This window comes from Lentzea sp. NPDC102401 (assembly GCF_044765805.1).
Taxonomy (GTDB): Bacteria; Actinomycetota; Actinomycetes; order Mycobacteriales; family Pseudonocardiaceae; genus Lentzea; species Lentzea sokolovensis.
Genome location: NZ_JBIWKS010000014.1, coordinates 153,698 through 171,195, shown reverse-complemented (window position 1 = coordinate 171,195; position 17,498 = coordinate 153,698). Strand labels below are relative to the sequence as shown.

Sequence of the window (17,498 nt, the reverse complement as noted above, 5' to 3'; positions counted from 1 at the left end):
AGTGAGTCAGGTCGACGACGTGCTGGCCGCGCTCGCGGATCCGATGCGACGGCGGGTGCTCGACCTCGTGGCGGCCAAGGGGCCCGTGTCGGCGTCGACGCTCGCCGGTGAGCTGCCGGTGAGCCGTCAGGCGATCGTGAAGCACCTGGTCGTGCTGGAGAAGGCCGAGCTGGTGGCGTCCGTCCGCGCCGGCCGGGAGAACAACTTCTCCGTCCGGTCCGGCGCGCTCGACGCCACCGCCACGTGGATGTCCTCGCTCGCCTCCCAGTGGGACCAGCGGCTGGCCGCGATCAAGAAGCTCGCTGAAAGCTGAACGAGCCGCCGACCATGGTCGCCAGCACCGGGATCTCCGCGATCGCGTCGCTCGTGCGCGGGTCGTCGCCGAGCACCACGAGGTCCGCGAGCTTGCCCGGCGTGAGGCTGCCCAGCACGTGCTCCTTGCGGCACGCGTAGGCGCTGCCGAGCGTGTAGGCGTGGATCGCTTCCTCGACGGTGATCGCCTCGTCCGGTCCGATCGCGCGACCGCTGGATGACCGTCGGCGCGCCATGAACTCGATGGCGCGCAACGGGGCTCCGTCCGCGACGGGGCGGTCCGAGCTGCCCGCGACGGTGATGCCGTGGTCCAGGAACGAGCGGCCGCGGTACATCCACGGTGCCCGCGTCTCGCCCATGATCTCGCTGTAGTCATCGCCGTAGGACCACAGGAACGTTGGTTGGACGACGGGAACCATGCCGAGGCTCGCGATTCGGCTGAGCTGTCCGGGGCGGACCAGACCGCAGTGTTCGATGCGGTGCCTCGCGTCCGTGCGTGGGCGTTGGCGTTGTGCTTCTTGGACCGCGTCCAAGGTGACATCGATCGCGCGGTCGCCGATCGCGTGGATCGCGAGCTGCCAGCCCGCGTGGTGGCCGTCGATGATCGCCGCCCGCAGGAACTCTTCGGACTCGGCGAGCCGGCCCGCGTTGTCGCTGCCGAGGTACGGCTCGGACAACGCGGCCGTGCGGGCCATCATGCCGCCGTCGGTCCACAGTTTCAGGGCGCCGATCGACAGCACGTCGCTGCCGAAACCGGTGTGCAGGCCCAGGTCGATCGCGCGCGGGATGCCGTCCGACGGGTCGGCGGCGACGTCGTGCAGGACGTGGGCGGACACCATGAGCTGTACGCGGATCGGTAGCTGAGCGCGTTGGTACGCGGCCGCTTCGAGTGGGCTGCTGGCGATCAGGCCCGCGCCGATGCCCGCCTCCGCGCACATCGTGACGCCCTCGGACAGCACCTGCCGCGCACTCGCGTGCAGCTCGGCGGTGATCTCGTCGAGTGAGTAGGGCAGTCGCAACGTGCGCGCGGCCAGCTGTTCGTTCTCGGTCAGCCAGCCGTCGCTCGTGATCTCCGGAAGTTGCTTGAGCACCAAGGAGTTCACGACGCACGCGTGCCCGGACAGGTCGGCGACGTACACCGGTCTGCCGTCGCTGATCCGGTCGAGGTCCAGGGCGGTGAGCAGGCGGTCCATGATCCGGCGGTCGTAGCCGGACGCCTCGATCCAGCCCGTGCCGGGGGCGTTGGCGAGGCGGTCGAGGATCTGCGTCACCGCGGTCAGGCCGGTGATGTCGATGGTGCGACGGCCGTTCCACGCCAGGTGCGTGTGGGCGTCGATGAAACCCGGCAGCACCACGGCGTTGCCGAGGTCGACGGTCTCGGCGGCGGGCAGGTCCTCGACCTGCTCGTCCAGCCCGGCGACGCGGCCCTGCCAGATGCCGATCGTGTGCGCGGCGGGGCGTGCCGGGTCCATCGTGATGGCCCGGCAGGCCGTCAGCTTGAGATCGAGTTTCACGCGGTCGCGAGGACCGGCACAGGAGTGTTGGTCAGCACGGACGTGAGGATCTCACCCGAGCGCACGGCGACGTTGGACAGGAGCGACGACGTGATGCCGTGCGAGTGCTCGGTGCCGCCCTGCAGGTAGATGCCGCCCCTGAGCGACGTTTGAAGGCGGTAGTCGCGGCCCACGATCAGACGGCCGGCCTCGTCGCGTGCGCAGGTCACGTCCAGTGAACCGAGGACCGGCGCGGCCTCGTCGTAGCCGGTCGCGAGGAGCACGAGGTCGGTGTCGACGAACTCCTGCTCACCGGTGACGAGCGACTGGATCACCGCACGCGCGCCGTCCGGCGACTCCTCGACCGCGACGAGCCGGGTCATCTTCATCATCTTCAGCCGCTCGGTGCCCAGCACCTTCTCCTGGTACGTGGTGCGGTAGAGCTGCGCGATGAGGTCGATGTCGACCACGGAGTAGTTGGTGTTGCGGTGGTAGTCCATCAACCGCTGCTTCACGGCGTCCGGGGCGTCGTAGTAGTGGTCGACGGCCTCGGGGTCGAAGATCCGGTTCGCGAACGAGCTGTCGTCCGCGGGGCTGTAGCCGTAGCGGGAGAACACCGAGCACACCTCGGCGCCGGGGAACTCGCGGTGCAGGTACGCCACGGCCTCCGCCGCGCTCTGCCCGGCGCCCACGACCACGCAGCGCTTCGGGTCCGTCAGCTCGCCGACGCGGTGCAGGAACTCGCTGTTGTGCCACACGCGATCCGACAGCGTGATGCCCTCGGGCACGGTCGGGCGCAGTCCGGTCGCGAAGACGAGGTTGCGAGCGTGGTACACGTCACCCGTGGCTGTTGTCACCTCGAACAGGTCGTCCTGGATCGCTTCCACGCCAACGGCTTCGGCGCCGTACGCGACCATGTCGTCGACCTGGGCCGCGGCCCACTCGAAGTAGTCGTGGAACTCGACGCGCAACGGGAACAGGTTCTTGTGGTTGACGAAGTCGATCAGCCTGCCTCGGTCCTGGAGATAGCACAGGAACGAGAAACGGCTGGTCGGGTTCCGCATGGTGACCAGGTCCTTGAGGAACGAGACCTGCATGGTGGCGTCGTCCAGGAGCATGCCCCGATGCCAGCCGAACACCTGCTGGCGTTCCAGGAACACCGCGGTGACAGGGGTTTCGGCCTGCTCGTTGTGCTCGGTCAGAGCGATGGCGAGCGCCAGGTTCGAGGGACCGAACCCGATACCGACGATGTCGTAGATCGGATGCATGAGCACCGAACTTAGGGCAGCCTAAGCTATCTGCGCAAGCCTTCAGTTAGGTTAGCCTGACCGTATCGCAGTCAAGTGAAGGAGGACACCCCCATGAGGGTCGTCATGTTCGGGTTCCAGACCTGGGGTCATCGCACCCTGCAGGCACTTTTGGCGTCCGAGCACGAGGTCGTCCTGGTGGTGACCCACCCCAAGGGTGAGGGTGCGTACGAGAAGGTCTGGAGCGATTCGGTCGAGGAGCTGGCCCGCGAGCACGGCGTCGAGGTCCTCGTCCGCGAACGCCCGGAGGACCAGGAGCTGTTCGACGCGCTCAAGGCCGCCGAGCCGGACGTGATCGTCGCCTGCAACTGGCGGACCTGGATCCCGCCGCAGGTCTTCGCGCTGCCCAAGCACGGCACGTTGAACGTGCACGACTCGTTGCTGCCGAAGTACGCGGGCTTCTCGCCGTTGATCTGGGCGCTTCTCAACGACGAGAAGGAGGTCGGCGTGACGGCGCACATGATGGACGACACGCTCGACGCCGGCGACATCGTGCTGCAGCGCTCGGTTCCGGTCGGCCCGCGCGACACGACCGCCGTGCTCTTCGAGAAGACGCTGGAGCTGTTCGGCCCGATCACGGTCGACGGTCTCGCGGAGATCGCGTCCGGTCGCACGGACTTCCAGAAGCAGGACCGTTCGCAGGCCTCGTTCTTCCACAAGCGCGCCGAGGAAGACCTCCGGATCGACTTCACCTGGACCGCCGAGGAACTGGATCGCCTGGTGCGCGCGCAGTGCGCGCCGTACCCGAGCGCGTACTGCTTCCACCGCGGCCAGCGCCTCGAGATCATCGAGGCCGACGTGTCCGCCGAGGTCTACGGCGGAACTCCCGGCCGGATCTTCTACCGCGAGGGCGACGGCGTGACGATCGTCGCGGGCGCCGAGGCGAGGCGCGGCAAGAGCAAGGCGTTGCTGGTCAAGAAGGTTCGTACCGCCGATGGCACCGAGCTCAAGGCGCACGAGTACTTCAAGCACATGGGCGGCTATCTGACCTCGCGTCCGTAGCTCCGACACGCGGATCACGGGCCGGGTGACCGGTCCGTGATCGGCATGGTCGATCATTGCCGCATGAATCGTGCGGCGGTGACGTCACTGGTGGTCTTCGTGCTGCTCGTGGCAGTGGGTTGGTACCTCACGAATCTCCAGTCTTCCCAGGAGAATCCGCCCAACACGCCCGCGCCCGTTCCGACCGGTTCGTCGGACCTCGCCGCGTTGAAGATCGCGCCGGAGAGCAAGATGACCGGCTACAGCCGCGACCGCTTCCCGCACTGGGCCTCGCAGGGAAACTCCTGTGACACCAGGGAGATCGTGCTGCAGAAGCAGGGCACCGACGTCAAGCAGGACAAGGACTGCAAGGCGGTCTCCGGCACCTGGAACAGCGCCTACGACGGCGTGGTGATCAAGGACGCCGGCGAGGTCGACATCGACCACACCGTGCCCCTCGCGGAAGCGTGGCGCTCCGGCGCCGACAAGTGGACCGACGACGAGCGCAAGGCGTTCGCCAACGACCTCGGCGGCATCCAGCTCCTCGCCGTGACCGCGAAGTCCAACCGCTCCAAGGGCGACCAGGACCCGGCGAAGTGGAAGCCGCCGGTCGCGGCCTACGGCTGCACGTACGCGCAGCACTGGATCTCGGTGAAGATCAGCTACAAGCTGACCGTCGACCAGGCCGAGCACGACGCCTTGGCCGTCCTGCTCCAGACCTGTTAACTCGGCCAGAACCCGGGGTTCGGGGTCGGTGTGAACTCGATGAGTCTGCTCGTGATCTTCCCGGTGAGCAGGTCGTGCAGGAACGCGGTCATCGGCCCGTCATAGCTCTCCCACTCGCGGAAATCCGCGTCGCCGAAAGTGATCGTCCACTCGTCGGGTGGACCCTCGGCGCGCCAGAACAGGATGCAGCCGCGATCGGCCCTGCCCCACGGAACCAGGCCGTCCGGAGTGTCGTACGCATCGCTCAGGTAGTTGCTGAGCGAGTCCTCGTCGGCGACGGGCGAGATCACCTCGACGACGTGGTCGAAGACACCGTTGCCGAGCGCCGACATCAGGTGCTTGTAATCATCGGGGAACACGAACCCCAGGTGCTCCTCGGCCTCCGCCCACGCCTGCTCGGGCACACCCTTCGGCTCCTGCCTGAGCAACCTGAGAAGGTCCGCACTCCCCGACAACTCTTCCCCCTAGCCGACCTGGACGGACTCGAACAGGCCGGACAGCTTCCAGTGCGTCACGTACCCCATGGCCTCGGCCGCGATCAGCACGTCGAGCTTCCCGAGGTTCGTGCGCGCCGGCATCTGGTACGCCTTGCCGCGCCGCGCGTCGAGCACCAGCGGGACGGCGCCGGGCAGCGTGTCCGCGACCGTGTGCTGCAGGATCCGCAGCCCGACGTTCGCCGCCTCCCTGGTCAGCGGCAGCTCCTTGGCGTGCACGAGCACCGCGTAGGTCGTGCCGTCCTTCTTGCGCAGCCCCAGGTGCGGCCGCACCTTCAAGGTCAGCTCACCGGCGCGGTAGGTGGCGCCCTCCACCGGCACCCCGGTCGCCTTGAAGGCCGTCAGCCAGGGCAGGAAGCCGTCGGCGATCTCCTCGAACGCCCGCGGCTGGCCCGTGCGGTTGGCGTTCATGATCGCCTTCTTGAGCTCGATCTCCGGCTCCGTCGAGTTGACCGCTCGTCGCATGGCGTCGCGGATCGGGTTGTAGAACCCGCACACCCTGGTATCGGAGGCCAGGTACATCCCCCGCTGTTCCGACACGATGTTGATGCGTCCACGCTGACCGCTCATGACGTACTCGGTGAACGACAGTGCGGTGACGCTGACGTTGTTGTCCGGCAACGTTTTCTCCCCTCGTACCGCGAGCTTCACCTGACGTTATCCGAGGGGTCTGACAAAAACGGCGCTGCTCCGAACGGTGCAACGGTCACTTTGTGTCGAACAGTCACCCGAGTGGGTGACACGTAGAGTTGCGACCTAGATCGCAATCGGTAAACGGACGGTGACGGACCGGCAACCGATCACACAGATGACCGTTCGTCTGCCGTTCGCCGACGCTCACCGAACGCTCACCGCAAGACCAGCGGAAGTAACACTCCGTAGAAGATCAACTCAGCAGAATGGGTTCGTCAGGAGGAATCACGGCGAGGGAGCACGATGGCGGTAAAGGCGGAGCGTTCACCCGATAGAGCGGGTGACGTGGAGGTTCCGCAGCCGCGGCTGTCTGCGAGGTGGCTGACCCACCCCGGCACCTGGCCGCACGCGGCTCAGGTGACGGTCATCCTCGTGCTGATCGCACTGCTGCTGTGGGCTATCGCCGTCACGCTCGGCCCTGACCAGGCCTTCATCGTCGGCTCCGCGGGCGTCGCGGCCAAGCTGATCTGCATGTACCTCGACACCCGCGTCACGCGCTAACGTCCGTATCGCTCCGCGGACCGCGCGCGAGCCTTCTCCGCCTCGACCTCGCGGTCCTTGGGCGGCGCGGTCGTCACCAGCGCGTCGAGCAGTTCCTGCGTCGCCGCCGCCACGGCCGCGACCGCCCTGTCGTACGCGGCCTGGTTCGCCGCGGACGGTTTGGCCGCACCGCCCACCTTCCGCACGTACTGCAGCGCCGCGGCCTGCACCTCGTCGGACGTGGCGGGCGGTTCGAAGTTGTGGAGCACCCGGATGTTTCGGCACATGACTCCACTATGGCCTGTTGGGCGGCGCCGCGCGGGTGTGGATGCGCTCCCCCTGCTTGCCGAACAGGCTGATGATCTCGGCGGGCCGTCCGTCGGCGCTGCTCAGCGCGTGCGGCTGGCGGCAGTCGAACTCGGCCACCTCGCCCGCTCGCAGCACGACCTCCTTGTCGCCGATCCGCAGCCGGACCTGCCCGCTCAGCACGTAGAACCACTCGTAGCCCTCGTGCACGCGCGGTTCGTGCAACTCGGCGTCGGAGAGGATCATCTTCCACGCCTGCAACGGCCCGATCGACCTGGTCAGCGGAATGCCGACGCGGCCGTGGTCGAGCTCGCGCGGCTTCATCTGCACACGCGGATCGCCCACCTCCGGTGCGCCGACGAGGTCGTCCAGGGTCACCTGGTAGGTCCGCGACAACGGCAGCAGCAGCTCCAGCGTCGGCTTGCGCTGGTCGGTCTCCAGTCGCGACAGCGTCGACTTCGAGATGCCCGTCATCTCGGACAGCGACGCCAGCGTCAGTTCGTGCTCGGCCCGCAGCGCGGCGAGCCGTTGCCCCACGGTTGTTGCCATAACGGCAACTTACTTTGCCAAAACTGGACTGTCGACCGCACTGTTGGTGCATGACGTACGAAGTGGTGATCATTGGTGGGGGAGCGGCCGGACTGAGTGCCGCTCTGATGCTGACCAGGGCGCGCCGCAGCGTGCTCGTGGTCGACGGTGCCGAGCCGCGCAACGCGCCGGCCGCGCACATGCACAACTATCTCTCTCGCGATGGCCTCTCGCCGTTGGACCTGCTCAAGCACGGACGGGCCGAGGTCGAGGGCTACGGCGGAGAGATCGTCAACGACGACGTTCGCGGCGTGACCAGGACCGACGACGGGTTCGCTGTCGAACTGGCCGAGCGCACGGTGCACGCCCAGCGCCTGCTGTTCGCGACCGGTCTGGTCGACGAGGTGCCGGACAACCTGCGCGAACGCTGGGGCCGCGACGTCTTCGGCTGCCCGTACTGCCACGGCTACGAGGTCCGCGACCAGAAGCTCGCGGTGTTCGGCGAGGAGATGAAGGTGAAGCTGGTCCGGCAGTGGTCGGACGACGTCACCCACGTGCCCGCGGTCGACGGCATCGAGGTCGAGGACGACCGGCTGGTCGCGGTGATCTCCGGCTCGGAACGCATCCCGGCTGACGCGCTCGTGTACTCCGCGCCGGTCAAACCGCGCGACGAGTTCCTGCTCGCGTTGGGCGCAGAAACCGAAGAGACCATGGCAGGACCGTTCGTACGCACGGACGCCAAGGGCCGCACGAGCGTGCCCGGCGTCTACGCGGCGGGCAACGTCACGGACCCGACGGCCATCGTGATCGTCGCCGCGGCTCAGGGAGCCCAGGCGGCCGGAATGATCAACATGGACCTGCTGGGCCTCATGCCCGCGGGAGGCTGATCCGGAACGTCGAGCCCTCGCCGAGAGTGCTCGTCACCGACACCGTGCCGCCGTGCGCCTCGACCAGGTGCCGCGTGATCGCGAGCCCGAGCCCGCTGCCACCCGTGCGGCGGCTGCGGGACTTGTCCGCGCGCCAGAACCTGTCGAACACGTGCGGCAGGTCGTCGGAGGCGATCCCGGTGCCGGTGTCCGTGACCTCCAGGATCGCCCTGTCCTGCCACTGGAACAGCTTCACGACCACCTCGCCGCCCGGCGGGCTGTAGCGCACGGCGTTCGCGACGAGGTTGCCGAGCGCCTGCCGCAGCCGCACCGGATCCGCGCTGATGTGCACCGGCGTGGTCTCCGCGCGCAGCAGGATCTCCCGGTTCTGCTGCGCGTTGACGACCTGGTCCACGACGTCGTCGAGCGCGATCGGTTCGGGGTGGAGCCGGAGCGTGCCCGCGTCGGCCTGGGCGAGGTCGTGCAGGTCGTCCACGAGTCGTTGCAGGAGAAGGGATTCCTCCAGCAGCATGGCGATCAGGTGCGGGTCCGGTTCGGCCAGCCCGTCCTGCGTCGCCTCCAGCCAGCCGGTGATGTTGCCCAACGGCGTGCGCAGCTCGTGCGCGACGTCGCTGACCATGGCCTGCCGCTGGCGTTCGGTCTCGGCGAGCTTCTCGGACATGGAGTTGAACGACCGCGCGAGCTCACCGATCTCGCCCGCCCCGCCCGCCACCCGTGCCGTGCGGTCGCCTTCGGCGGTGCGTTTCGTGGCGGCGGTGAGAGCTCGGATCGGCCGCACGAGCTGGGTGGCGGTGAGCCACGACGCGAACCCGGCGAGCGCGAGAATTCCCAGAGCCACCAGCGTGATCCGGGTGGCGCCGGTCGTCGAGAGGTCGATCGCCATCGGCTCGTCACCGGTCGGTGAGGTGAGGAACAGCTGGGCCGGCGCCGCGACGTACGGCCTGAGCTGCTCGCGGCGCGAGGTGTCCATGCACGCCACCACCTCCGGCGGCGCGCCGTTGACGGTCGTGATCTCCCAGTCGAAGTTGTCGGGACCAGGACCGGGTGGCTTGTCGTAGTTCCTGCCGTACGGCACGCGCTGGTCGAGGCACTTCGAAAACAAGGCCTGGAGTTGCCCGTACGCGGCCTTCTCCGTCACCGTGAGCGTGTAGAGCCGGTAGCCGACCGAACAGTCGTCCCAGGTCGAGAGCTCGCCGGGGCCGAGGTTGGACAGCCGCGGCCGGCCGTTGGGCGCCTCCATCAACGTGATCCTGTTGCTGGTGCACTGGAGGAGCTGGTCGGCGTAGGCGTGCAGCGTGCGGTACTCCTCGTCGGCGAGCTTGAACGGCCCGACCGCCCTGGGATCGATCTTCCCGTTGACGTTCAACGGGTCGACCAGCGCCTTGGGGGTGATGGGCAGTTGCGGCGAGTTCTTGCCACCGGTGTCGACCAGCGTCGTGCCGTTGCCGTCGGTCAGCGCGATGCGGCGGTCGTACTTCTGCGCGATTCCGTCCACATCGGACTTCGCACCGGCCCAGTCCTTGTGCGTGGCCGCGTAGTGCACCAGCTCGTCGAAGATCTGCGCGTCGGTCTCGAGCGCGTCGCCCTGCTCCTGGCGGATCGCACCTGTCGTCGCCTGCGACGCGAGCCACGCCGTGACGGCGATCGAGCAGGCCGCGATCACCAGCGAGAACAGGAAGAACCGGACGAGGAGGCTTTTCATACCAGCTTGTATCCGATGCCGTAGACGGTGAGAAGCCGTTCCGGCCGGCGCGAGTCCTGCTCGATCTTGCGTCGAAGCTTCATCATGTGCACGTCAACCGTGCGTGCGGTGATGAACCCGTCTTCGAGGAGCTGCTCACGCGTGAACACCCGTTGCGGCTGCGCGGCCATCCTGGCCAGCAACCGGAACTCGGCGGGCGTGAGGCTCACCAGTTCGTCCTTGACGCGGACTTCGTGCCGGATCGGGTCGACGGTCAGATCGCCGACCTTGAGCACCGTGGCGCTCGTCTCGCGCGCACGGCCGGTGCGCCGCAGGATCGTCCGCACCCGCGCGACCATCTGCCGTGGACGGAACGGTTTGGTGATGTAGTCGTCCGCGCCCAGGTCGAAGCCGAGCAGTACGTCGTCCTCAGTGGACCGCGCGGTGAGCAGCACGATCGGCACGTCCGACTCGGCCCGGATCGCGCGCATCACGTCGATGCCGTCGACCAGCGGCATCATCACGTCCAGCACCAGCAGGTCGGGATTGCGGCGCCGCGTCTCGTCGATCGCCGCCCGTCCGTCGTGCACGACCACCACGGAATGCCCGTCGTGCTCCAGGTACCGGCGGACGAGTTCAGCCTGGTGAACGTTGTCCTCGGCGACGAGAATGTGGGCACACACAGTGCGAAGTATGCAGGCCTTCACGACAGTCAAGCGGGACGTAAACAGGTTCTTCATCAGTTCCGGCGAGCGTTGCCGCCATGAAGGTGCACCTGGCTCTGGCGACGGTCGGGCTGACCGCGATCCTGCTGACGACGACGCAGCTGGCAGGAGAGACGTCCCCCGCGGCGGCTCCCACCACACCGTCGACCGTCACGCCCGCCGAGGTCGCCTCCTCGCCCGCCCCGCTCCCGCCACCACCGCCCCGCGTCTACGCCTCCAGCTCGGACCTGCCCGACGGCCCCGAGTTCCCGGAGTCTGGCGCGGGCACGTTCCACGTCGTTCCGGGAAACGGCCCGGTCGTCGGCACGGGCCCGTTGCGGACCTACGCCGTCGAGATCGAGAACGGCATCACCGTCGACGAACAGGCCTTCGCGGCGTTCGTGGACGCCACTCTCGCCGACCCGCGTGGCTGGACTGCTCGTGGCGCGCGCTCGGTGCAGCGCGTCTCCGGTTCCGCATCGGTGCGCGTGCGGCTGACGTCCCAACAGACCGCCCGGAACGTGTGCGGCTTTGAGATCCCGGTCGACGTCTCGTGCCGCGACGGTAACCTCGTGTTCCTCAGCGCCGCCCGCTGGATCCGTGGCGCCGTCGCGTTCCTGCCTGACCTGAACGCCTACCGCACGTACATGGTCAACCACGAGGTCGGGCACGCGTTCGGGCAGGGGCACCAGCCCTGTGGCATCGCCGGCGGCCCGGCGCCGGTGATGATGCAGCAGACGTTCAGCGTGTCCAACGACGAGATCGTCCGCATCACCGACGGCGTGCCTCAGGGCGCGGTCATCCCGCAGGACGGGAAGGTGTGCACGCCGAACGGGTGGCCTTTTCCGTGAGCTGCTCACTTGTGGTTGATGTCCGTTTCCATAACCTGGCGGGATGGACGTGGACACGAGGCTGCTGAGATATTTCGCCGCCATCGCCGAGGAGGGCAACCTCACGCGCGCGGCGCACCGTCTCTTCGTGTCACAACCATCGCTCACGAAACAACTCAAGCACCTGGAGTCGCAACTGGGTGTGCGGCTGTTCACGCGGTCCAGCACCGGGATGAGGCTGACGGAGGCCGGCCGCGCGCTCGCCGCGCGCGTCCCGCCAGTGCTCGCGGGCTGGGACGCGGCGGTGAGCGAGACCAGGAGCGCCGCCCGCGTGCTGCGCGTCGGTTTCCTGGCCAGCGCGGCGAACGACGCGACGCAGGCCATCGTCAAGGCGTTCGGGAGGCTCCGGCCGGGCTGGCGGGTCGACCTGAAACAGGCACCCTGGTCGGATCCGACAGCGGGCCTGGCCGGTGCGGAGGTGCCCGTCGCGTTGTTGCGATTACCCTTTCCCGGCGAGGAGGCGTTCGGTGTGCGGACGTTGTTCAGTGAATCCCGTTGCGTGGCAATGCCTTCCACGCACCCGTTGGCCTGCCGGTCCTCGATCGACTTCCACGAGTTGTGGGACGACCCGGTCGTCGTCGCCCCCGCCCTGAAGGGAACCTGGCGCGAGCACTGGCTGGCCTTGTCCGAAAGGGACGGTCGCGAGGTCCGCGTCGGTGCCGTGACGGACCACCCCGACGAGTTCCTCGGCGCGATCGCCGGCGGCTGCGGCGTCGCGCTGGTTCCGGCGTCCACGTCCCACTTCTACTCGCGGCCGGACATCGTCTACGTGCCCGTGAGGGGCGTGAGCCCCAGCGAGGTGGCCGTGGCGTGGCTGCCGGACCCCGGTGACGCAGCCACCGACTTCGTCCGCTGCTGCCTCGACGTCACGCGCTCGCGGCGCACCGGCTGCGGCACTCGCTCGGGCTGAACCCGTGCACGCGCTTGAACGCGGCGCTGAACCCGAACGCGTCCGCGTACCCGACCTTGCGCGCCACCGACGCCACGGTCGCCGACGACTCGGCCAGCAGATCCGCGGCCAGCGCCATCCGCCACTCGGTGAGGTACGTCAGCGGCGGCACCCCGACCAGCTTCGCGAACCTGCTCGCCAGCGTCGTCCGCGCCACCCCGGCCTCCTTGGCCAGCAGGGCGAGCGTCCAGGCCCGTTCGGGACTCGCGTGCATCGCCGCGAGGACGGGCCCGACCACCACGTCGGCCTGGGCCCCCAGCCACCCGTCGCCGTGCTCGCGGTCGAACCACTCCTTGAGCGCGCACACCATCAGCCAGTCCAGCAACCGATCCATGACGACTCTCGGCCCATCGGTGTCAACGGACCCGTAGAACTCCGCACATCCGTCCGTACCCGGTGCCACCAACGCGTTCGGCAACACCGCCGTGAGCCGCTGCGCCACGGCTCCCGTGACCTCGTACGTCCCGCTCACCACCGACGCACGCCCTTGCGCCGCAACGGACTCCTGAACCACAAGGATGTCCCCGGCCCTGGCGGTCTGCCCGCGCACACTGATCTCACCGGACGCCACCGCGTACAAGGTGAGTCCCGGCAACACCCGCGTTCCGTCGATCTCGGTCCGGCGCACCCCAGCGCCATCCGCGCGCACCCCGCGCAGCAGTTCGTCGAACGGCTCCATGCCGTCCACGATACGGCCCGAACGATCGAACATCATCGATGAACTCTCACCCATGTCCTCTCCCGGCCCACGCGGGTTGGCTGAGAACATGACTGAAGAGATCCTGGTCCTGGGCGTGACCGGCAAGACGGGCCGCCGCGTCGTCCGCACCCTCGAAGCCGCCGGTCTGAAGTCCCGCAAGGCCTCCCGCGCCACCGGCTTCGACTGGAACGACCCGTCGACCTGGAAACAGTTCCTGCACGGCGCCACCGCCATCTACCTGATCGCCCCGGAAGACCCGTCGGCCGCGGCCCCGTTCGTCGAGCAGGCGGCAACATCTGGCGTCCGCCGCCTCGTCCTGCTCTCCGGCCGCGGCCTGGACAAGACCCCACCGGACGTCTTCCAGGGCATGCACGCCGCCGAGAAGGCCGTCCGCGCGAGCGACCTCGCCTGGACCGTCCTGCGAGCCAACAACTTCAACCAGAACTTCTCCGAGGAGGTCTGGCAGCCCGAAATCGAGGCAGGCCGCCTCTCCCTGCCCGTGGACGACACCCCGGAACCGTTCGTGGACGTCCAGGACATCGCCGAGGTAGCCGCCCTGGCCCTCACCACAGACGACCACCAGGGCCAGACCTACGACCTGACCGGCCCGGAAGGAGTCACCTTCGCCGCCGCGGTGTCCCAGATCGCCGCAGCCACCAGCCGCCCCATCGACCTGGTGAAACTCACCCCGGCCGAATACCGGGAGACCCTGCTCGCCCAAGGAGCCCCAGAAGAGGTGGCCACCGAACTGAACGGCATGTTCGAGGCCATGCGCAACGGCCATCTGGCCACCCCGACCGACGACATCGCCAGCCTCCTGAACCGCCCGGCCACCAGCTTCGAGACCTACGTCTCCGAAACCTGGCGCTGACGAGGCAACAACAGGTGCACGGCAAACCCGGCAGCCGTGGCCATCACCGCCTGATAGACGACCGACACCTGGTACCCGCCCCCGACGAGGAACACGGCGTCCAGCCCGGTCGTCCACCAGCCGGCCAGCTCACCGAGCCCCAGCACGTGCCACCCGAAGAACCCGGCACACCACCCGGCCACCACCCAGGCCGCCTGCCCACCTCGCCGCACGAAGAGAAACACCGACACCGCGGCCACGGCATTGAAGGCGAGGGCGATGCCGGTCAGCGTCGCGTCTGGGTTCCACAGCAGGCTTGCCGCCGTTTGCACCACGAGCACACCGACGACCAGCCCAATACCCAACCGCGTCTTGTCCACGAGCCCGATTATTCAGCTCCGCGTGTGGCTCCACGGCGTGGGCCCGTGATCGAAAACGACGACGGCCTCTGACCTGTTCGCACAGGTCAGAGGCCGTCTTGATGAGGCGCCCCTGGCAGGATTCGAACCTGCGACCTCGGGATTAGAAGTCCCTCGCTCTCTCCACTGAGCTACAGAGGCTGGAGGGGTGCGAAAGTGACCACGACGCGTGGCCACCGGTGCCCCCACCGGACACATCGTCCGGAGTCGATCGACTGTTTCCGCCCTACGTCCAAATGGGTGACGAAAACTGTCTAAACGTGACGCGGATCACGTCCGTGGGGCCGTTGAGGCTCTCTCCACGAGGGAAACGTCGAGTCTCGTCGGCCGTGGCGGTCTTCCGCCGGCCAGTAACTTCAGCGCCAGTTCGCCGGCTCGGCGGCCCTTGTCGGCCAGGGGTTGACGCACAGTAGTCAGTGGCGGGTCGCTGTAGGCCGCTTCGGGGACGTCGTCGAAGCCGACGACCGAAATGTCTCCCGGGACGGTCAACGCCAGATCGCGGGCCGCTTGGAGGGCACCGAACGCCAGTTGGTCCGACGTGCACAGCAAAGCGCTCGGGCGCGGCGTGCGGGTGAGCAACCACCGCGCGCCGAGACGTCCGAGTTCGCGATCACTGCCGCGCGCCTCCCACACCGGAACATTGTCCGGTTCCACCCCGGCTTTTGCCAAAGTGTCGAGGTAGCCGCCCAGGCGGTCGCGGCTCACGCGGAACGGCACGGCCGAACGGCGCTCGTGCGAGACCGGCCCGGATACTCCGTCCGGGTGCAGCGCGAAGGTCAGCACGCCGAACCTCAGGTGTCCCAGTGCCAGCAGGTGTTCCGCGGCCGCGGAGGTGCCGGTGTAGTCCTGCACCTCGACTCGCGCCGAGCCCGGCAGCACCGGCTGGTCGATCACCACGAGCGGCAGTCCGCGGGCGGCGACGGCGTCCAGGGCCGGCGCCGAGTCGGGCAGTGAGTAGGCGACCATCACGTCCGCCTGTGCGCGCGACACGATCGAGGGGCGCGGCCCGCCCGTGGAGTCGCCGGGCATCAGCACGAGGCTGTGGTCGTGGCCGTCGACCGTCTGGGCCAGGCCGTCGAGCACGATCGACAGGGCCGGATCCGAGAACGCGCCGGACAGGCCCTGCGGCAGCATGAAACCCACGGCAGCGGACGAACGGGTCGCCAGCGAGCGGGCGACCGGGTCGGGTCCCGAGTAGCCGAGAGACCGCGCCGTTTCGAGGATGCGTTCGCGCAACGACGTCGACAGCTGGTCCGGCCGGTTGTACGCGTTCGACACCGTTGCCCTGGAGACCCCTACGGCCGCGGCGACGGTGTCCAGCGTCGGCCTGCGTCGGCGGTCGGAGTCCACGGACGCATCGTATGCGAGAGATCGCACCCCGATCGGTGGCGCTGCTGAAGCGCTTCAGTCATGCTGGATCGCATGTCTCCGCGCTTTGCCACGTTCGTCGTCTTCCTGTTGAACGGCGCTGTCTTCGGCACCTGGGCCTCCCGCGTGCCGGCACTCGCCGGGCAGATCGGCGCGGACGTGGGCAGCCTCGGTCTGGCGCTGCTCGGGGCGAGTGCCGGCCTGGCGTTCACGGCGCCGTTGGCGGCACGGATCTGCGCTCTCTACGGGTCGCGTGGAGTCCTGATAGCGAGCAGCCTCCTCAGTCCGCTGCTTCTGCCCGTGCTCGCCTTGTCGCAGTCACCGCTGCAGTTCGGACTGACGTTGGTCGCACTAGGCGCGAGCATCGCCATGATGGACGTGTCGATGAACATCGCCGCGGTCGTCGTCGTTCGCGCCCTGCAACGCCCGTTGATGCCGCAGTTCCACGCGGGGTTCAGCGTCGGTGGTCTCATCGGCTCGTTGGGCAGCGCCGCCGCCGCTCAGGCGCACTGGACGCCCATGAAGCACTTCCTCGTGGCCGCGTGCGTGGGCCTTGTCGTGACAGCGGTCATCGCGAAGTACATCCCCGGAGGAGTAGGGGAGCGTCATAGGGAAGAAGTCGCCGAACGCGCCAACGTGCTCAAGAGCCCGGTCCTCTGGCTGTTGGCGAGCGTCGCGCTGTGCAGTGCCATCGCGGAAGGGGCGGCGGCGGACTGGTCGGCGTTGTTCATGGTGCGTGAGCGAGGAATGGGAGACGCGGCAGGTGCCTACGCCTATGCGGGCTTCTCCGTCGCGATGGCGCTCGCACGGTGGTTCGGCGAACCGATCCAACGCCGCCTCGGCCCGCACCGCCTGCTCGCCGCGGGTGGTGGCCTCGCCGCAACGGGGCTGGCGCTCGCCGTCGTGGTCCCGTTGCCGGCGGCCGGGTACGTCGGGTTCGGCCTGGCGGGGCTGGGGCTCGCGTTCTCGTTCCCGGTGGTCATGGATCTGGCGAGCGAGACCGGCAAACGTGCGGACGGCAGCGGCGGCGAACGCCAGCTGGGCCTCGTCACGACGATCGCCTACACGGGCTTCCTCGCCGGACCGCCGATCGTGGGCGGGCTCGCGCACGTCAGTTCCCTCGTGCTGTCGCTCGGGTTCGTGGCGCTCGTCACGGCGCTGATCATCCCGGCGACGTGGCTGGCCAGGAGGGCCGCTAGGCAGGCGGCATCCGTTTGAGCGCTTCCTGCCTGATCGGCTCCAGCGCGGAGGTCACCTTGCTCTCGGCGGAGCCACCGGCCATGCCGATGGCGACCATCAACGACTCGTCGCGCGTCACGGCGATGGTGGCCGTGCACACCATGTCCTTGTCCACGGCCGGCCGGGTGCAACTGAGCCAGGTGGCGTGCTTGGCTGTGTCGACCTCACGGCCCGCCGTCTGCGACTTCTTCGACTCGTCGAACGACCGGTAGGGGACCGCCACCAGCACGTACGGGCCTTCGTTGAGCGCGTAGAGGCACGAGTTCGCCAGTTCGGCGCGGGGCACGGGCTGGAACTTGAGCGTGCCGAGCGGCTTGAGGTCCTTCTCCGTCACCAGGGTGCACGGGTCCACGCCCGCGGTCTTGCGCGGCGTCGCGATGGGGAGGGGCGGCAGCGGCGCGGCGACGGGTTCGCCCTGGACCGAGTACGCGCAGCCGGCCAGCGAGAGCAGCACTGGCAGGAGGAGGAGAGAACGTCTCACACGGCGCAAC

The 17,498-nt window shown here is 68.4% G+C and carries 21 protein-coding genes and 1 tRNA gene; 9 read left to right on the top strand and 13 right to left on the bottom strand.

All coding sequences use genetic code 11. The features are described 5' to 3' along the window. Position 1 precedes the first annotated feature (1 nt). Positions 2-313 (top strand): helix-turn-helix domain-containing protein, encoded by a 312-nt coding sequence (locus ACIRG5_RS38310; RefSeq protein WP_245822154.1) that lies wholly within the window; start codon positions 2-4, stop codon positions 311-313. Here ACIRG5_RS38310 and ACIRG5_RS38305 read toward each other — a convergent pair. Both ACIRG5_RS38305 and ACIRG5_RS38300 read right to left on the bottom strand, forming a co-directional pair. Continuing rightward, the gene (locus tag ACIRG5_RS38305) at positions 291-1,826 is read right to left on the bottom strand and encodes an amidohydrolase (protein ID WP_402914306.1); all 1,536 of its coding nucleotides are present in this window, start codon (positions 1,824-1,826) and stop codon (positions 291-293) included. The two genes, ACIRG5_RS38310 and ACIRG5_RS38305, sit on opposite strands and share 23 nt — an antisense overlap. Further along, entirely contained in the window at positions 1,823-3,073 is a 1,251-nt protein-coding gene (locus tag ACIRG5_RS38300) for a lysine N(6)-hydroxylase/L-ornithine N(5)-oxygenase family protein (RefSeq protein WP_402914575.1), read from the bottom strand. Before ACIRG5_RS38300 ends, ACIRG5_RS38305 begins: the two co-directional genes overlap by 4 nt. 93 nt (positions 3,074-3,166) lie before the next feature. Here ACIRG5_RS38300 and ACIRG5_RS38295 point away from each other — a divergent pair, with 93 nt between their 5' ends. Both ACIRG5_RS38295 and ACIRG5_RS38290 read left to right on the top strand, forming a co-directional pair. Further along, positions 3,167-4,114: a methionyl-tRNA formyltransferase gene (locus ACIRG5_RS38295; RefSeq protein ID WP_402914303.1), complete on the top strand. Its 948-nt coding sequence runs from the start codon at positions 3,167-3,169 to the stop codon at positions 4,112-4,114. Positions 4,115-4,177: 63 nt separating this feature from the next. Continuing rightward, positions 4,178-4,819 (top strand): HNH endonuclease family protein, encoded by a 642-nt coding sequence (locus ACIRG5_RS38290; RefSeq protein WP_402914300.1) that lies wholly within the window; start codon positions 4,178-4,180, stop codon positions 4,817-4,819. Here the strand turns inward: ACIRG5_RS38290 and ACIRG5_RS38285 are convergent. Both ACIRG5_RS38285 and ACIRG5_RS38280 read right to left on the bottom strand, forming a co-directional pair. Continuing rightward, entirely contained in the window at positions 4,816-5,247 is a 432-nt protein-coding gene (locus ACIRG5_RS38285) for an SMI1/KNR4 family protein (RefSeq protein ID WP_402914297.1), read from the bottom strand. The genes ACIRG5_RS38290 and ACIRG5_RS38285 overlap by 4 nt on opposite strands. A 36-nt stretch (positions 5,248-5,283) precedes the next feature. After that, entirely contained in the window at positions 5,284-5,934 is a 651-nt protein-coding gene (locus ACIRG5_RS38280; RefSeq protein WP_402914295.1) for a hypothetical protein, read from the bottom strand. 357 nt (positions 5,935-6,291) lie between these two features. On the opposite strand from ACIRG5_RS38280, the gene ACIRG5_RS38275 reads away from it, so the two are divergent. Beyond that, positions 6,292-6,507, top strand: a complete 216-nt coding sequence (locus ACIRG5_RS38275) for a hypothetical protein (protein WP_402914292.1) — start codon at positions 6,292-6,294, stop codon at positions 6,505-6,507. On the opposite strand, the gene ACIRG5_RS38270 is transcribed toward ACIRG5_RS38275, so the two are convergent. After that, the gene (locus ACIRG5_RS38270) at positions 6,504-6,773 is read right to left on the bottom strand and encodes a DUF2277 domain-containing protein (RefSeq protein WP_402914290.1); all 270 of its coding nucleotides are present in this window, start codon (positions 6,771-6,773) and stop codon (positions 6,504-6,506) included. The genes ACIRG5_RS38275 and ACIRG5_RS38270 overlap by 4 nt on opposite strands. Positions 6,774-6,780: 7 nt before the next feature. Beyond that, a complete protein-coding gene (locus ACIRG5_RS38265) occupies positions 6,781-7,341 on the bottom strand; it encodes a helix-turn-helix domain-containing protein (RefSeq protein ID WP_402914287.1) in 561 nt (186 codons plus the stop codon). Positions 7,342-7,391: 50 nt separating this feature from the next. Here ACIRG5_RS38265 and ACIRG5_RS38260 point away from each other — a divergent pair, with 50 nt between their 5' ends. Continuing rightward, a complete protein-coding gene (locus ACIRG5_RS38260) occupies positions 7,392-8,207 on the top strand; it encodes an NAD(P)/FAD-dependent oxidoreductase (protein ID WP_402914284.1) in 816 nt (271 codons plus the stop codon). On the opposite strand, the gene ACIRG5_RS38255 is transcribed toward ACIRG5_RS38260, so the two are convergent. Together ACIRG5_RS38255 and ACIRG5_RS38250 are read right to left on the bottom strand one after the other, a co-directional pair. Continuing rightward, positions 8,188-9,909, bottom strand: coding sequence for a sensor histidine kinase (locus ACIRG5_RS38255; protein WP_402914282.1), 1,722 nt, complete (start codon positions 9,907-9,909; stop codon positions 8,188-8,190). The genes ACIRG5_RS38260 and ACIRG5_RS38255 overlap by 20 nt on opposite strands. After that, the gene (locus ACIRG5_RS38250) at positions 9,906-10,571 is read right to left on the bottom strand and encodes a response regulator (protein WP_402914280.1); all 666 of its coding nucleotides are present in this window, start codon (positions 10,569-10,571) and stop codon (positions 9,906-9,908) included. Before ACIRG5_RS38250 ends, ACIRG5_RS38255 begins: the two co-directional genes overlap by 4 nt. A gap of 80 nt (positions 10,572-10,651) precedes the next feature. On the opposite strand from ACIRG5_RS38250, the gene ACIRG5_RS38245 reads away from it, so the two are divergent. Together ACIRG5_RS38245 and ACIRG5_RS38240 are read left to right on the top strand one after the other, a co-directional pair. After that, the gene (locus ACIRG5_RS38245; protein ID WP_402914278.1) at positions 10,652-11,443 is read left to right on the top strand and encodes a DUF3152 domain-containing protein; all 792 of its coding nucleotides are present in this window, start codon (positions 10,652-10,654) and stop codon (positions 11,441-11,443) included. 43 nt (positions 11,444-11,486) lie between these two features. Then, on the top strand, positions 11,487-12,392 hold the full coding sequence (locus ACIRG5_RS38240) for a LysR family transcriptional regulator (RefSeq protein WP_402914275.1): 906 nt from the start codon (positions 11,487-11,489) through the stop codon (positions 12,390-12,392). On the opposite strand, the gene ACIRG5_RS38235 is transcribed toward ACIRG5_RS38240, so the two are convergent. Further along, on the bottom strand, positions 12,349-13,110 hold the full coding sequence (locus tag ACIRG5_RS38235; RefSeq protein WP_402914273.1) for an AraC family transcriptional regulator: 762 nt from the start codon (positions 13,108-13,110) through the stop codon (positions 12,349-12,351). The two genes, ACIRG5_RS38240 and ACIRG5_RS38235, sit on opposite strands and share 44 nt — an antisense overlap. Positions 13,111-13,198: 88 nt before the next feature. On the opposite strand from ACIRG5_RS38235, the gene ACIRG5_RS38230 reads away from it, so the two are divergent. Further along, positions 13,199-14,002 carry an NAD(P)H-binding protein gene (locus tag ACIRG5_RS38230; RefSeq protein ID WP_402914270.1) on the top strand — a complete coding sequence of 268 codons (804 nt, stop codon included), beginning with the start codon at positions 13,199-13,201 and terminating at the stop codon, positions 14,000-14,002. On the opposite strand, the gene ACIRG5_RS38225 is transcribed toward ACIRG5_RS38230, so the two are convergent. From ACIRG5_RS38225 to ACIRG5_RS38215, 3 genes are all read right to left on the bottom strand, one after another. After that, the gene (locus tag ACIRG5_RS38225) at positions 13,978-14,361 is read right to left on the bottom strand and encodes a hypothetical protein (RefSeq protein WP_402914267.1); all 384 of its coding nucleotides are present in this window, start codon (positions 14,359-14,361) and stop codon (positions 13,978-13,980) included. The two genes, ACIRG5_RS38230 and ACIRG5_RS38225, sit on opposite strands and share 25 nt — an antisense overlap. Positions 14,362-14,468: 107 nt before the next feature. Next, a tRNA-Arg gene (locus tag ACIRG5_RS38220) sits at positions 14,469-14,541 on the bottom strand. Positions 14,542-14,670: 129 nt separating this feature from the next. Then, positions 14,671-15,750, bottom strand: a complete 1,080-nt coding sequence (locus ACIRG5_RS38215; RefSeq protein WP_402914265.1) for a LacI family DNA-binding transcriptional regulator — start codon at positions 15,748-15,750, stop codon at positions 14,671-14,673. Between the two features lie 72 nt (positions 15,751-15,822). On the opposite strand from ACIRG5_RS38215, the gene ACIRG5_RS38210 reads away from it, so the two are divergent. Next, a complete protein-coding gene (locus ACIRG5_RS38210; protein WP_402914263.1) occupies positions 15,823-16,986 on the top strand; it encodes an MFS transporter in 1,164 nt (387 codons plus the stop codon). On the opposite strand, the gene ACIRG5_RS38205 is transcribed toward ACIRG5_RS38210, so the two are convergent. Continuing rightward, positions 16,964-17,488, bottom strand: a complete 525-nt coding sequence (locus ACIRG5_RS38205) for a hypothetical protein (protein WP_402914261.1) — start codon at positions 17,486-17,488, stop codon at positions 16,964-16,966. The two genes, ACIRG5_RS38210 and ACIRG5_RS38205, sit on opposite strands and share 23 nt — an antisense overlap. Positions 17,489-17,498: the final 10 nt, after the last annotated feature.

Bases quoted from the DNA above. Each gene is read 5' to 3' on its own strand.
- ACIRG5_RS38300 (WP_402914575.1), bottom strand. From the start codon at position 3,073: ATGCATCCGATCTACGACATCGTCGGTATCGGGTTCGGTCCCTCGAAC.
- ACIRG5_RS38295 (WP_402914303.1), top strand. From the start codon at position 3,167: ATGAGGGTCGTCATGTTCGGGTTCCAGACCTGGGGTCATCGCACCCTG.
- ACIRG5_RS38290 (WP_402914300.1), top strand. From the start codon at position 4,178: ATGAATCGTGCGGCGGTGACGTCACTGGTGGTCTTCGTGCTGCTCGTG.
- ACIRG5_RS38270 (WP_402914290.1), bottom strand. From the start codon at position 6,773: ATGTGCCGAAACATCCGGGTGCTCCACAACTTCGAACCGCCCGCCACG.
- ACIRG5_RS38265 (WP_402914287.1), bottom strand. From the start codon at position 7,341: ATGGCAACAACCGTGGGGCAACGGCTCGCCGCGCTGCGGGCCGAGCAC.
- ACIRG5_RS38260 (WP_402914284.1), top strand. From the start codon at position 7,392: ATGACGTACGAAGTGGTGATCATTGGTGGGGGAGCGGCCGGACTGAGT.
- ACIRG5_RS38255 (WP_402914282.1), bottom strand. From the start codon at position 9,909: ATGAAAAGCCTCCTCGTCCGGTTCTTCCTGTTCTCGCTGGTGATCGCG.
- ACIRG5_RS38245 (WP_402914278.1), top strand. From the start codon at position 10,652: ATGAAGGTGCACCTGGCTCTGGCGACGGTCGGGCTGACCGCGATCCTG.
- ACIRG5_RS38240 (WP_402914275.1), top strand. From the start codon at position 11,487: ATGGACGTGGACACGAGGCTGCTGAGATATTTCGCCGCCATCGCCGAG.
- ACIRG5_RS38235 (WP_402914273.1), bottom strand. From the start codon at position 13,110: ATGGAGCCGTTCGACGAACTGCTGCGCGGGGTGCGCGCGGATGGCGCT.
- ACIRG5_RS38230 (WP_402914270.1), top strand. From the start codon at position 13,199: ATGACTGAAGAGATCCTGGTCCTGGGCGTGACCGGCAAGACGGGCCGC.
- ACIRG5_RS38210 (WP_402914263.1), top strand. From the start codon at position 15,823: ATGTCTCCGCGCTTTGCCACGTTCGTCGTCTTCCTGTTGAACGGCGCT.